The organism is Actinoplanes oryzae (assembly GCF_030757795.1).
GTDB lineage: Bacteria > Actinomycetota > Actinomycetes > Mycobacteriales > Micromonosporaceae > Actinoplanes.
This window is the reverse complement of sequence record NZ_JAUQWH010000217.1, coordinates 1-13,123: the sequence shown is the minus strand read 5'-3', so window position 1 is coordinate 13,123 and position 13,123 is coordinate 1. Positions and strand designations below refer to the sequence as shown.

Sequence of the window (13,123 nt, the reverse complement as noted above, 5' to 3'; positions counted from 1 at the left end):
CGAGCAGCAGTGGCCCGATTGGGCCAGGACCGCCGCCGAGGCCGGCGCGCAGAGCTCCCTGTCGGTCGGCCTGCCCGTGCACGAGCAGGTCACCGGCGCGCTGAACATCTACGCCGCCACGCCGGAGGCCTTCGACGACGACGCGATCGCCCTCGCGCAGACCTTCGCCGGGTTCGCCGCCGTCGGCCTGGCCAACGCCCACCTGTACGAGACCCAGGCCACCCTGGCCGGGCACATGCAGAAGGCGATGGAGAGCCGGGCCGTCATCGAGCAGGCCAAGGGCATCATCATGGGCGAGCGCCGCTGCACGCCCGACGAGGCGTTCGCGGTCCTCACCAAGCTGTCGCAGGACACCAACCGCAAGCTCCGCGACGTCGCCGTGGCGCTCGTCGAGAACGCGTACCACCGCTCGCCGTCCTGACGGGTTTCAGAGCGTGAACAGCAGCGCGGCGTCGATCAGCAGGACGACGGCGGTGGCGAAGTGGACGCCGAAGGCGGTGGCCCGGGTGCCGCCGTGGCGCAGGACGATGATCATGTCGCCCAGGGGGATGAGCGCGCCGACGAGCATGAACCAGCCGGCGGCGTGTGCGGTGGAGAAGGCGAGCAGGGCCGCGCCGAGGACGGCCAGGGTCAGGTCGCGCAGCCCCTTGACGCTCAGGTAGGCGGGGTCGCCCTCCGGCCGGGCGGGCACGCCGTAGCCCGCGGCCGCCACCTTGGGCGCCACGAGAAAACGCACCGCCATGGCGGCGACGAGAACCACGACGACGACGGCGAGCCCGTAGGCGATCAACGTGTGCATGATGCATCTCCAACTTTCTAGCACCGCTAGGAACAAGAACGAAGCTATCAAGTCGTCGGCAGAAAATCTAGCGGTGCTAGATGCGGCTTCGCGCCTCCTGGTGAGCGGCGAGGCGTGGAGGCCGCGACGAGTAGGCTGATCGTTCGTCATCGGACGGGAGGCCGGCGTGGACTATGGCGACAAGCTCTTCTGGCTCTCGGTGGTGATCCAGCGCAAGTACGCGCAGATCTGCGCCGAGTTCGACCTGACCCCCTCGCAGGCCACGCTGCTCTGTGCCGTCAGGAACGAGCCGCGGCAGATGGCTGACCTCGCCGCGTCGCTGGGCATGACCAAGAACGCCTTGAGTCAGCTGGTCGATCGCACCGCGCGGCGCGAGCTGGTCGGCCGGGCGGGCTCGGCGCAGGACCGGCGGGTCGTCATGCTCAGTGCGACGCCCACGGGGAAGGTGCTCGCCGAGGCCTTCTACGCCGAGGTCGTCAAGCGTCTGCCCGAGATTGCGAAGAACCTCGATGCTGACGACCAGCGCGACTTCGAGCGCGTGGCCACCGCCATCGTGGACACCTCGGACCTCTCGCCGTCCGTGCCGTGAGGTCTTGCCGTCCCCGCACCTTGACGATGTTCATGGCGTGAACTAGTTTCGTTCATGCCATGAACTAGTGAGGGGTGGCAGCTGTGAGCACACAGGCGACCGGCACGATCGCAGTCTTCGGCGCGACGGGGCACCAGGGCGGGGCGGTGGTCGACGCGCTGCTGGAGCGCCAGGCGCGGGTGCGGGCCCTGGTCCGCGACCCCGGATCCGGCCGGGCGCAGGCGCTGGCCGCCCGCGGCGTCGAGCTGGCGGCCATCCGGATCGACGACCCGGCATCGTTGGCCGCCGCGCTGACGGCGGTCGAGGCGTTCTCCTTCATGACCCCGGAGGCGAACAGCCTCGACGAGGTCGAGGCGGAGATCCGCGTCGGCACCGCGCTCGTCGACGCGGCGGTCGCGGCGCGCGTCCCGCACGTCGTGTTCCACTCGGTCTCCGGCGCGGACCGGGAGTCGGGTGTGCCGCACCACGACTCGAAGCACTCGATCGAGCAGTACCTGAGGAAGTCCGGTCTGCGGGCCGAGATGGTGCGTCCGACCGCCTTCATGGAGGTCTTCGCGACCGTGGCGGCACCGAGCCTGGAGCACGGAGAGATCGTGCTGAGGCTCCCGCTGCCGGAGGACGTACCCCTGAAGATGATCTCGGTCAGGGACATCGGCCGGGTCGCCGCCGCGCTCCTGCTCGGCACCGCGGAGGCGCCCGGCGGAGCCGTCGAGCTCGTCGGCGACGAGCTGACGGGCCCCCGGATCGCCGCGGCGTTCGGCGCGCGCGCCGGGCTCCCGGCACGGTACGAGGCCCTGCCCCTGAGTGTGCTTCCCACCGACCTCGACAGGGCGATGTTCCGCCAGTTCGCGGAGGCGGCGGAACACCCCGCGGACCTCACGGTGGTGCGCTCGATCGAGCCGGACACCCTGGACCTGGCCGAGTGGATCCGGGCCACCGGCTGGACCGCGCCCATGAACGTGGCCGCTTCCTGAGCCTCCGCCCGCTGTGAACGAGACAGGGCTCAGGAGAGCGTGGCCAGGGCCGCCGCGGAGGGGGAGCCGGGCTCGGCGGTGATGGTGATGAGCGACTGGCCGGGCTCGTCGGGGACGCGGAGGGACTGCTGGGTCACGGTCAGGTCGCCGATGACGGGGTGGGCGAGGTCGAAGACGTCGCGGCCGCAGGGGGCGACGACGTGCCCGGCCCAGAGGGTCGCGAACTCGGGGCTCTCGATGGCGAGCTCGCCGATCAGGCCGGCCAGGCTCGCATCGCCCTGGTGGCGGGCGGTCATGACGCGCAGGTTGCCGGCCACCGCGCGGGCCTTGGCGGGCCAGTTGCGGTAGAGCGCGCGGGTGTGGGCGTCGAGGAAGACCAGGCGGGACATGTTGGGGCGGGTCGCCGGGTCGTCGGGGGCGGCGTGATCGAGATGGCCGGCGAGGAGGGCGTGTCCCGCCCTGTTCCAGGCGAGGACGTCGTTGCGGCGGCCGATGACCAGGGCCGGGACGTCGGTCATCGCGCTGAGGAGCGTACGCAGATCGCGGGCGCACTCCTCCGCGGGCGGCGCCGACGGGCCGGACCGGTGGCCGGCCGTGACGGACAGCACGTGCAGGTGCTCGCGTTCGGGCGTGGTCAGGCGCAGGGCGGTCGCGATCGCGTCGAGGACCTCGGGGGAGGCGCCCGGCGACTGGCCTTGCTCGATGCGGGTGTAGTAGCCGGCGCTGACCCCGGCCAGCATGGCGAGCTCCTCGCGGCGCAGCCCCGGCACCCGGCGCCGGTCGCCGTAGCGGGGCAGACCGACCTCCTCCGGGCTCACCTGGGCCCGCCGGGCCTGCAAGAACTCGCCGAGCGGCGACCGGGCGTCCATGGTGGCAAGTATGCGCGGCGGCGGCGACCGTAGCCTGCCCCTGCCAGGTGCACCCAGCGGCCGGCTACGCCCGCGGCGCGGGGGCGACGAGAATCTCGACGACGCCGCCGATCTCGAGCACCCGCCGGACCGGGCGGCCCGGCTGCGTGACGACGAAACGGCGGCCGAGCTCCCGGGCGTGCCGGTAGGCCAGGACCAGGGCGCCGAGGGCCCCCGAGCCGAGGAACGTGACGGCGGCGAGGCTCGCGACGACCTCGGTGATCCCCGGCCGGTCGAGCAGCGCGAGGAGCAGCAGGCGCAGCTGGTCGGCGGCGAGCTGATCGAGCTCCCCGCCGAGCGCCACCGTGGCGGTGCCGCCGAGCACGGAGATGTCGGCCGACCACGAGGAACGGATCATCGGAGGTCCTTGCGTCGCGAGCGGAGCGCTCGGCCGTCAGGGCACCGCGACGCAGGTTGTGCGCTCGACCATACTCCGGCGCGCGTACAGTGGCGGTGCTCCAGCGTTTCGCACGTCCGCGACGGATCGACCGCGTCCGCTCGCGTCATCCGCACCGCGACCCGAGGAGCATGATGCCCCCCACACCGGCCGAGATCCAGCACACCGAGTTCGCCAAGGCATCCCTCGGCCGGCGGGGCTACGACGAGGAGCAGGTCGACACGCTGCTCGACGAGGCCACCCTGGAGATGATCAGGCTCCTCGAGGAGAACGAGGCGTTGCGGCGCAGGCTCGGTGCCGGGCCGGGCGACGCCGGGCGGGCGGCCGAGGTGTCGGCGGCCGCCGCCGAGTTCGGCCGCGCCCGGCAAGCCTGCGAGCGGGCCGAGCAGGAGGCCGTCAGCGCCCGGCGCCGGCTCGACGAGGCCAGGCGGAGTGCTGCGGCGGCCGGCCCCGGCCCCGGCGACGCGCGGGTCCTGGCGCGGGCGCGGCAGGCCGCCGACGACCATGTACGGGCGGCCCAGGAGCAGTCCCGGGCGCTGCTGGCCGAGGCACGCGAGCGGGCCGGCCGGACGCGGCGCGACGCGCGGACCGCGGCCGACGCCCTGGGCCGCAGGTCATCCGTCCGCGGGGACGCCGACGTGGCCGACCTGGCGGGCGTCGCGCGCGACATCGACGAGCTGACCCGCTTCGCCGTGGACTACCGCGCCGCCCTGGCCCACCGCGTGAACCGCCACGGCCGGCTCATCTGAGCGCCGGGCGCGGCGGCGCGAGGTCACGCGGGCGGGGTGTCCTCGGCGAGCTCTGCCGGGTCGAGGCGCAGCATGGACAGCAGCCCCGAGTGCTTGGTGGACTCGATGCGGTCGGGCAGCTCCCGCTCGACGAAGTCGGCGCGGTCGTCCTGGCCACGGCGGCGCAGGGTCGCGATGACCGCTGCCTTGGAAATGATCATGGGGCTCGCTCTCTCGATATCGCCCGCCGGCGGCAGACTTCGGCCACCAGGGTCTCGAGCGGCTCCGCCAGCCTACGCCCGAGCGGCGCGGACACCCGGCCGGCGGGTGCGCCGCTCACCCGTCGAGGAACATCCGCACGGCCATGACCCGCCGGTTGTCGTCGTCGGAGGGCGGCAGGCCGAGCTTGGCGAAGATGTTGTTGATGTGCTTGCTGACGACCTTCTCGGTGATGAACAGCCGGGCGGCGATGGCGGCGTTCGAGCGACCCTCGGCGATGTGCCGCAGCACCTCGTGCTCGCGGGTGGTCAGCCCGGCCAGCGGCTCCCGGCGGGCCAGCATCTGCGCGACCACCTCCGGGTCGAAGGCGGTGCCCCCGGCGGCGACCTGATGCACCGTGGCGACGAACTGCTCGACGTCGGAGACGCGCTCCTTGAGCAGGTAGCCCACGCCGCCGGCCTGGTCGGTGAGCAGCTCCCGGGCGTACAGCGGCTCGACGTGCTGGGAGAGCACGAGCACCGGCAGGCCGGGGATGCGGGCGCGGGCGGCGATGGCGGCCTTCAGCCCCTCGTCGGTCTGGGTGGGCGGCAGGCGTACGTCGACGACGGACACGTCCGGCCGATGGTGCAGCAGGGCGGGCAGCAGCGCCGGCCCGTTGTCGATCGCGTCGACCACCTCGAAGTCGAAGGCCTCCAGCAGGCGGGTCAGCCCGTCGCGCAACAGCGTCAGGTCCTCGGCGATGACAACGCGCACGGCAGCTCCATGGTCACGACGGTGGGGCCGCCGGGCGGGGACGAGACGGCCATCGTCCCATCGAAGGCACCCAGCCGCCGCTCGATGCCGCGCAGGCCGGTGCCCCGCCCGGGATCGGCGCCGCCGTCCCCGTCGTCGCCGACCTCCACCGTCAGCACACCGTCCGCATGTGACAACGACACCCAGGCGGCCCGGGCGTGGCTGTGCCGGCTCATGTTGGCCAGCGCCTCGGCCACCGCGAAGTAGACCGCCGACTCCAGCGGCGTGTCGAGGCGCCCGGGCAGTCGCGAGGTGACCGCCGTGCGGACCGGCAGATGCATCGCCAGCGCCTGGACCGCGCCCTCCAGGCCGCGCTCGGCGAGCACCGGCGGGTGGATGCCCCGGACCAGGTGGCGCAGGTCGACCAGCGCGCTGGTGCTGGCCGCGCGGGCCTCGGCGAGCAGCTTGAGGGCCGCGGCGGGATCGCGGCGGACGAGCCGTTCGGCGAGACCGATCGTCATGCCGACGGCGACCATCCGGGCCTGCGCGCCGTCGTGCAGGTCGCGCTCGATGCGGCGCAGCTCGGCCGCCTGCGCGTCGATCGCGTCGGCCCGGGTCACGGTCAGGTGCGCCACCCGCAGCCGTAGCCCGGCCGAGCGGGTCGGCGCGAGGAACAGCCGGGCGAAGCGCACGTGCACGGACCGCACCAGCGGCGCCACGGCGAGGGCGGCGCCGAGGATCACCAGGCCCTGGGGGAGAGCCAGCCAGCCCTCGGCACGATTCGCCGTCGGCCAGAACAGGCCGTAGCCGAACCACACGTCCCCCAGGAACAGCCACAACGGCACCAAGGCCACACCCAGCAGCCCGTACGCGGTGATCGTCACGACGAGCAGGCCGAGTCCCGCCGCGACCAGCGCGCCGGGCAGCAACCACACCGCGTCGCGCCAGGTGGCCGGGTCGGTGATGATCCACCGGAGCCAGCGGCCGCTGCCCACCTCGGCGTCCGGCGGGGCCGGCAGGTACGGGCGGGGGATCGGCGCGCCGGCCCGCGTGCTGATGTGCCGTTCCAGATCGGCCCGCCAGCGCACCACGGTGGTGGCCACCGCGAGGAACTCGGGGCCGAGCACCGGCACGGGGCTGAGCAGCAGCCCGGCCAGCCACAGCGCCAGCACCGGCGGGTTGAGCAGCGCGAGGCCGATCGCGAACAGCGCGTCCACGACCGCGCGCACGCCGGTGCGCACCCGGCCCCGCAGCGTCATGACCCCATCATCGCGCGGTGGGCGGGGGTGGTAGCACCCCCCTCGGGTGGGGGGACTCGCACTCCTGACCTTCCGCCCCGCCCGGCCGAGACTGAGAGGATGACGGCAACCACAGTGCGACAGCGCCCGGCCACCGGAAGCGACTTCGCGGCCCTGAACCGGCGGGTGAACGCCGCCGGTCTGCTGCGCCGGCAGCCCGGCTACTACGTCCTGCGCCTGGCGGCCGTGACCGCGATGCTGGCCGCCGGCTGGGCCGCGTTCTTCCTGATCGGCTCCTCCTGGTGGACGCTGCTGGTGGCGGTCTTCCTCGCGGTGACCTTCACCCAGGTGGGCCTGATCGCCCACGACCTGGCCCACCGGCAGGTCTTCCGCACCAAGCACCCCAGCGCCGTCGCCGGCCGCATCGCCGCCAACCTGGGCGTGGGCATGAGCTACGGCTGGTGGATGGACAAGCACACCCGGCACCACAACAACCCCAACCACGACGACCTCGACCCGGACGTCGCCCCCGAGGTGCTGATCTGGGCCACGAAGTCGGCCCTGGGCCGGCGCGGCCTGGCCGCCTTCGTCACCCGGCACCAGGCGGGGCTCTTCTTCCCGCTGCTGACGCTGCTCAGCACCGACCTCAAGGTGTCCAGCGTCAAGGCGCTGCGCGCGGGCGTCGTCAAGCGGCCCGTCCTCGAGTCCGCGCTGCTGCTGGTGCACACGGCCGCCTACCTGGGCGCCCTGGTCGTGGTGCTCTCGCCGCTGCAGGCGATCGCGTTCCTGCTCGTGCACCAGGCCCTGTTCGGCGTCTACCTGGGCATGACGTTCGCGCCCAACCACAAGGGCATGCCGCACCCCGAGGGCACCGAGGACTTCCTCCGCAAGCAGGTGCTGACCTCCCGCAACGTCCGCGGTGGCCGGCTCACCGACATCGCCCTCGGCGGCCTGAACTACCAGATCGAGCACCACCTCTTCCCCGGCATGCCCACCCCGAACCTGCGCAAGGCCCAGCCGATCGTGCGCGACTACTGCCGGGAGATCGGCGTGCCGTACGAGGAGACCGGCCTGATCGAGTCCTACCGGCAGGCGCTGCGGCATCTGCACGAGGTGGGCGCCCCGCTGCGCCGGGCCCGCGCCTGAAATCGACATTCGGTGAATCCGTGCTACTGTTGCCGGGTTGCAGTTTTGATTTCCTTGGACGTTTCTTGACGCCTGATGGGTCTCTCAGCCCGTCAGGCGTTTTTTGTTTCGTCGGTTCACGGTGATCAGTGCGGCGACGCGGGGAGGCGCAAGGTGTGTCTTCCCACGAGTCGACAGGAGACAATCATGGCCACCGGCACCGTCAAGTGGTTCAACGGCGACAAGGGCTTCGGCTTCATCACCCAGGACGGCGGCGGCGCCGACGTGTTCGCGCACTTCTCGGCGATCGCCTCGTCCGGCTTCCGCAGCCTCGACGAGAACCAGCGGGTCGAGTTCGACGTCGAGCAGGGCGCCAAGGGCCTGCAGGCGGCGAACATCCGACCGCTGTAACAAAAAGGCGGCGAACATTCGCCCGCTGTTGTTCAAGGCGGCAGATATTTGGCCGCTGTGCTGAAAGACGGCCCGGTGCCCCCGGTTCGGGGTCGCCGGGCTTGGCGGCGGCCGGCTGCCCACGGTTGACGATCCGCGCGCGAGCGCGTGATCTCCCGGGGCGCCGGCCGTCTCTTTCTCACCCTTCGGGTCCCGCCTGCGCAGCACGGCGAGCGCCTCGGCAGTGCCGTCGGCGGCCGGGATGCCGAGCCGGGCGGTCGCCACGTCGAACGACGGTGCGTGATGGCCGGGCGGCGACCGCAGGGGCATGATCCGTACCCTCGTAGGCCTATGTCACAGCGAAGAGAACGGCGCCGGCGGCGAGAAGCCCGGGCCGCGAAGGCGCACCGGCCCGCCGTCCCGGCCGGTAGGGCCGACGTCGAGGGATACACGTGGGTGCCGGACCTGGGCTTCCTCGGCGCCGCGGCGCTCGTCGCGGCCGTGGTGGCCGGCGTCGTGCTACGGCTGGTGTCCGGGTCGCTGGTGGTCGGGGACGCGTTCGTCACGGCGGCGTGCACGGTGACCGGCTGCTCCGGAGGCTGGCTCGGCTTCATCGGGTGGGTGCTGGCGCTGGCGCCGGTGGCGTTCGCGGTGTTCTTCTGGATGTTCTACCGGGGCGCCGGGCGGACCGGGCGGATCGTCTGGCTGGCGTTGGCGTCGGTGCAGATCGTGCTGGTGCTGCAGTTCGTCCCCGACCCGCGGGCCCGGACGAGCGGGGCCGGCGCGGGTGCCCTCGCGGCCGGGATGCTGTGGGGCTTCGGCACGCTCGTGACCGCCGTCGTCGTGTTGCTCGTCGGGCTGCTGCTCACCAAGCTGTTCCGGGGGAGCGGCCAGTGGACGGGCATCTTCGTCATGGCGGTCTTCCTGGGCGGCGGCATCGGGACGGTCGTCGCGAACGAGGACGTGTCGGGTGACCTGCTGATGACGACGCAGATCTTCCCCGAGACCGCCATGCGGGTGCAGGGGGACGAGCTGACGCGGGTCTCGGCCACCGACCTGGAGGGCTGCGCGCAGCTGTACGCGGACTGCTCGCGTACCGCGGAGTTCGAATACACCACGACCGACAGTGACGCCGTCACCCGGCTGGAGATCGTCAGCTTCCCGGACAACGACCGGGCCTGGGCCGCCTGGGAGACCGTGCGCCCCGCCGAGGATCGGACGCAGCTGCGGATCGCCACCGTCACCAACGAGTTCCTGCTGGTGTCGACCGTGCGGCACGCGGACGGCCGGGTCGTCCAGCCGGCGGAGGAGCCCTGGCTGCGGTGGCCGGCGGCACAACTGGAGTACGCCTTCCGCGACGCGATCGGCTACGGCATCGCCGAGCCCCCGGTGGCCTCCGAGACGGCAGCGCCCCGGACGCCGTGATCCCCGCTACAGCCGATCGAGGTCCGGGCCGGCGGCTGCCTTGCCGCTTGAGCGCAGGGCGAGCGCGCGGCCCAGGGGGTTGCCGAGGACGAGGTCGCGCAGGCGCAGACGCATCCGGCCGGCGGGTGCCAGCATCTCGGCGGGTGATGCTCCGCCCTGGCAGCGGTCGGCGTACGGGCGGATGATCCGCTCGTAGCGCTCGAAGGCGCGCCGGTGGTCCGGGGTGCGGGCCAGCTCCCGCGCCAGCACGTACGCCGCGACGACGGCCAGGCCCGTCCCGGTGCCGCTGAGCGTGGCCCCGCACGCGGCGTCGCCGAGCAGGACGATGCGCCCGGCCGACCAGCGGGGGACGGCGACCCGGGCAACCTGGTCGAAGTAGACGTCGGTCGCCCCGGGGAAGGCGGCGAGCATCTCGGGCACCCGCCAGCCCTGGCCGGCGTACCGCTGCCCGAGGCGGCGGTGCTGCGCCTCCCGGTCGCCGCGCGGGACGTCCGGGGACGGGTCGGCGAAGAGGGCGTACGCGTCGGCGCGCGCCGGGTCGCGGACGTCGGCGGACAGACCCGCCAGGGTGCCCGGCCGGTTGTGGAGCAGGATCTCGCGACCGAGGTCCCCGGTGTGGGGCAGGTCCCAGCCGGCGACCTGGTAGCCGAGGTAGGTCACGCACTCCGGCTCGGGCGCGAAGGCCAGGCCGCGGACGACCGAGTGCATCCCGTCCGCGCCGATGACCAGGTCGAAGCGCTGGGTCGGCGCCTGCCGGAACGAGACCCGCACACCGTCCGGCGACTCCTGCAGCGCGGTGACGGTGTCGCCGTAGCGGTAGCCGACCGTGCCGCCGCGGCCGTGCAGCAGCTCGGACAGTTCCGCGCGCGGCAGCTCCAGGTCGCCGCCGGTGAACTCGGGCGGCAGGGTGAACAGGGTGCGGCCGGTCTCGTCGACGAACCGGCTGGTCCGGCCGCCGGTGGCCCGCGCGCGCAGGTCGTCGAGCAGGCCCATGCGGTCGAGGACGGTCAGGTGCGCCGGCCCGCTGAAGTCGATCGCGTAGCCGCCGGTGCGCCGTCGCGGGGCGATCTCGACGACGGTGACGTCGAAGCCGGCTCGCGCGAGCAGGAAGGCCGCCGCGGGCCCGGCGACGCTCGCCCCGGAGATCAGAACCGTCCCTGCCACCGTGCACCACTCCGTCTTCGTCCAGCGACCTGTGTCTCGGCCTCGAGACTGCCGCGCCGGTACGGGACGAGCCACGGACTGATGATCAGAGGCTGGCGAGGAGGCTTTCTGTTTCCGTGCCCGGGGCGGCTCGGAACACGGCGAGTCGCTGCCCCGGCTGCTGTCCCGCCAGGACGGCGCATTCGAGCTCGAGGAGCCCCCGCGGATGCGTGAGCAGTTTCGCCCCGGCCCGGAGCGTCGCGACGTCGTACCGGGCCCAGAGGTCGTCGAACTCGGCGCTGGTCGCGCGCAGCCGGCGGACGAAGGCGGTGTCGAGGGGGCCGGCGGTGAGGGAGGCGCGCAGGTCCGCCACGTACGCGGCGCTGGTCCGCTCCTGATCCGCCGGCCGCACCAGAGCGTTCCGCCACGGCCGATCGGTGAACCACCGCTCGACGATGTTGCCCGGGCCGCCGTGGAACCGCCCGAAGACGGCGACGCTGACCTCGTTCTCCGCCAGCACGTCCCCGCGCCCGGTGCAGATCATGCCGGCCGTCGTGCCCGACAGCGACGCGAGTGCCGTACGCAACCCCGGGTCGACGCCCGGAGCCGCGGTCTCGGGTCGTGGCACGGCCAGGCCCGCGAGGGCGTACAGATGCGTGGTCTCATCGGGGGAGAGCCGCAGCGCCCGCGCGATCGAGCCGATGACCGCGCCGGACGGCTGCGGACCGCGGCCCTGCTCCAGCTGCTCGTAATAGTTCGCCGACATGGCCGCGAGCGCGGCGACCTCCTCCCGGCGCAGCCCCGGAGTCCGCCGCTGCGTCAACGTCGCCGAACGCCCGCCCGGCGGCGTGGTCGTCTCCCGCCGCCGGCGCAGGAAGGCACCGAGCTCCGCGCGGTCGATCCGGCGCTTCGCGGGCGGCATGAATCCGGTCATGCCGCGAGAGTAGTGCGCTGCCCGCGAGCGGCCCCGGCCGTCCGGCGGAACCCAGGCCCGGGGGGTCAGAGCGACGCGACAGCGACCGCGGCGGCGAGGAAGGCGGCTGCGGGCGTTGCGCCGGATGGTCGGCCTGGGCGGCGGTTGACAGGGCGCGCGCGCCGTCGGAATACTCACGGTGTCCAGATCGTCAAGTGATCGTCAAGGTCGGTGACGGCCGGCCGTCAAGGTGCGGCGCGAGGCTGAGCAGGTCCGCAACTCCTGTCTCGAAAGGCAGTCTCGTGGCCAGATTCCTGTACCGGCTCGGCGCTCTCGCGGCCCGTCGCCGGCTCGTCTTCCTCGGCGCGTCGCTGGCCGTGCTCGCGGCGACGCTCGTGGCGATGGTTCTCTACGGCGGTTCCTTCTCGCCCGGTCAGGCGATCCCGGGCGCCCCGGCGCAGGTCGCCCTGGAGAAGGTCGAGCAGCACTTCCCGGAGCGGCGCGGCGTCGAGGGCACCGTGCTCTTCGTCGCCCCGAACGGCGCCCGGATCGAGGACGACGGGGTCGTCGAGCAGATGCGGGCCGTGACGGAACGGATCAAGACCGTCCACCCGGTCGCCGGCGTCAGTGACCCGCTGGAGGACGTCTCGGAGGACGGGCGGATAGCGGTCGCCGCCATCAGCTTCGACCTTCCGCCGGACACCGAGGTGGAGGCCACCTTGCAGGAGGCGGTACGCGCGACCGGCGGCTCGTACAACCAGGCCCTCGGCGACCACGGCGGCAAGGTGATGTTCGGCGGTGACGCCTTCGAGGAGGAGCTGGAGCCGTTCGGCGTACCCGAGGCGATCGGCATCGGGGTGGCGCTGCTGGTCCTGCTGGTGACCTTCGGTTCGGTGCTCGCGGCCAGCATCCCGCTGCTCACGGCGGCCCTCGGCGTGGGTGGCACGGCCGCCGGCACGCTGCTGGTCGCGAACCTCTTCGACGTCTCCCAGCACGCGCTGACGCTGGCCATCATGCTCGGCCTCGCCGTCGGCATCGACTACGCCCTGCTCATCGTCTCGCGGCACCGCGCCCAGCTCGCCCGCGGCATGGGCGTCCAGGAGTCGATCGCCCTGGCCATCGCCACCGCGGGCAGCGCGGTCGTCTTCGCCGGGCTCACGGTCGTCATCGCCCTCGCCGGCCTGACCCTCGCCGGCGTACCCCTGCTCACCTCGATGGGCGTGGCAGCGGCCGGCGCCGTCGCGATCGCCGTCCTGTTCGCCCTGACGATGCTGCCCGCCCTCATGGCGCTGGCCGGTGAGCGGCTGCGGCCCGGGACCGCCTCGCGTGCCGCCCGCCGCGTGCTCGACCCCCGCAGGCGCGGCCTCGCCTCCCGCTGGGTGGCCGGCGTGATCCGCTACCCCCGGACGATCGTGGTCGCCGTGGTGCTCGGCCTGGGCGTGCTCGCCGTCCCCGCCGCGCAGCTGCAGCTGGCCCTCAACGACAACGGGTCCGCGGCGCCGGGCTCCGAGCCGCGCCAGGTGTACGACCTGCTCGCCGGCGC

The 13,123-nt window shown here is 73.2% G+C and carries 16 protein-coding genes; 8 read left to right on the top strand and 8 right to left on the bottom strand.

From position 1 onward, the window contains the following. Positions 1 to 421 (top strand): ANTAR domain-containing protein (locus RBH18_RS39625; RefSeq protein ID WP_306215660.1); only part of this gene is annotated, 421 nt, incomplete at its 5' end. Between the two features lie 6 nt (positions 422 to 427). Here RBH18_RS39625 and RBH18_RS39620 read toward each other — a convergent pair. Beyond that, entirely contained in the window at positions 428 to 799 is a 372-nt protein-coding gene (locus RBH18_RS39620) for a DUF4267 domain-containing protein (protein WP_306215659.1), read from the bottom strand. 166 nt (positions 800 to 965) lie between these two features. Between RBH18_RS39620 and RBH18_RS39615 the strand changes: the two genes are divergently transcribed. Both RBH18_RS39615 and RBH18_RS39610 read left to right on the top strand, forming a co-directional pair. Beyond that, the gene (locus RBH18_RS39615; RefSeq protein WP_306215658.1) at positions 966 to 1,388 is read left to right on the top strand and encodes a MarR family winged helix-turn-helix transcriptional regulator; all 423 of its coding nucleotides are present in this window, start codon (positions 966 to 968) and stop codon (positions 1,386 to 1,388) included. Positions 1,389 to 1,471: 83 nt separating this feature from the next. Continuing rightward, positions 1,472 to 2,362 (top strand): NmrA/HSCARG family protein, encoded by an 891-nt coding sequence (locus RBH18_RS39610; RefSeq protein ID WP_306215657.1) that lies wholly within the window; start codon positions 1,472 to 1,474, stop codon positions 2,360 to 2,362. A gap of 29 nt (positions 2,363 to 2,391) precedes the next feature. On the opposite strand, the gene RBH18_RS39605 is transcribed toward RBH18_RS39610, so the two are convergent. Both RBH18_RS39605 and RBH18_RS39600 read right to left on the bottom strand, forming a co-directional pair. Next, entirely contained in the window at positions 2,392 to 3,231 is an 840-nt protein-coding gene (locus RBH18_RS39605; protein WP_306215656.1) for a helix-turn-helix domain-containing protein, read from the bottom strand. Between the two features lie 64 nt (positions 3,232 to 3,295). After that, positions 3,296 to 3,628 (bottom strand): STAS domain-containing protein, encoded by a 333-nt coding sequence (locus tag RBH18_RS39600; protein WP_306215655.1) that lies wholly within the window; start codon positions 3,626 to 3,628, stop codon positions 3,296 to 3,298. A gap of 173 nt (positions 3,629 to 3,801) precedes the next feature. Here RBH18_RS39600 and RBH18_RS39595 point away from each other — a divergent pair, with 173 nt between their 5' ends. Then, a complete protein-coding gene (locus RBH18_RS39595; protein ID WP_306215654.1) occupies positions 3,802 to 4,416 on the top strand; it encodes a DivIVA domain-containing protein in 615 nt (204 codons plus the stop codon). Between the two features lie 23 nt (positions 4,417 to 4,439). Here RBH18_RS39595 and RBH18_RS39590 read toward each other — a convergent pair whose 3' ends face one another. From RBH18_RS39590 to RBH18_RS39580, 3 genes are all read right to left on the bottom strand, one after another. After that, positions 4,440 to 4,616, bottom strand: coding sequence for a hypothetical protein (locus tag RBH18_RS39590; RefSeq protein ID WP_306215653.1), 177 nt, complete (start codon positions 4,614 to 4,616; stop codon positions 4,440 to 4,442). Between the two features lie 115 nt (positions 4,617 to 4,731). Further along, complete coding sequence (locus RBH18_RS39585; protein ID WP_306215652.1) at positions 4,732 to 5,367, bottom strand: LuxR C-terminal-related transcriptional regulator; 636 nt, start codon at positions 5,365 to 5,367, stop codon at positions 4,732 to 4,734. Next, positions 5,340 to 6,605 (bottom strand): sensor histidine kinase, encoded by a 1,266-nt coding sequence (locus tag RBH18_RS39580; RefSeq protein WP_306215651.1) that lies wholly within the window; start codon positions 6,603 to 6,605, stop codon positions 5,340 to 5,342. Before RBH18_RS39580 ends, RBH18_RS39585 begins: the two co-directional genes overlap by 28 nt. Positions 6,606 to 6,704: 99 nt before the next feature. Between RBH18_RS39580 and RBH18_RS39575 the strand changes: the two genes are divergently transcribed. The 3 genes from RBH18_RS39575 (at position 6,705) to RBH18_RS39565 (ending at position 9,524) form a co-directional block, all read left to right on the top strand. Then, positions 6,705 to 7,730, top strand: a complete 1,026-nt coding sequence (locus RBH18_RS39575; protein WP_306215650.1) for a fatty acid desaturase family protein — start codon at positions 6,705 to 6,707, stop codon at positions 7,728 to 7,730. Positions 7,731 to 7,916: 186 nt separating this feature from the next. Next, complete coding sequence (locus tag RBH18_RS39570) at positions 7,917 to 8,120, top strand: cold-shock protein (protein WP_306215649.1); 204 nt, start codon at positions 7,917 to 7,919, stop codon at positions 8,118 to 8,120. A 330-nt stretch (positions 8,121 to 8,450) separates the two neighbouring features. Beyond that, complete coding sequence (locus RBH18_RS39565) at positions 8,451 to 9,524, top strand: hypothetical protein (RefSeq protein WP_306215648.1); 1,074 nt, start codon at positions 8,451 to 8,453, stop codon at positions 9,522 to 9,524. 6 nt (positions 9,525 to 9,530) lie between these two features. Here RBH18_RS39565 and RBH18_RS39560 read toward each other — a convergent pair whose 3' ends face one another. Next, entirely contained in the window at positions 9,531 to 10,688 is a 1,158-nt protein-coding gene (locus tag RBH18_RS39560) for an FAD-dependent monooxygenase (RefSeq protein ID WP_306215647.1), read from the bottom strand. A gap of 85 nt (positions 10,689 to 10,773) precedes the next feature. Continuing rightward, positions 10,774 to 11,601, bottom strand: a complete 828-nt coding sequence (locus tag RBH18_RS39555) for a helix-turn-helix transcriptional regulator (protein WP_306215646.1) — start codon at positions 11,599 to 11,601, stop codon at positions 10,774 to 10,776. A gap of 281 nt (positions 11,602 to 11,882) precedes the next feature. On the opposite strand from RBH18_RS39555, the gene RBH18_RS39550 reads away from it, so the two are divergent. Next, positions 11,883 to 13,123, top strand: a 1,241-nt coding sequence (locus RBH18_RS39550; RefSeq protein WP_306215645.1) for an MMPL family transporter, incomplete at its 3' end; no start/stop codon positions are given.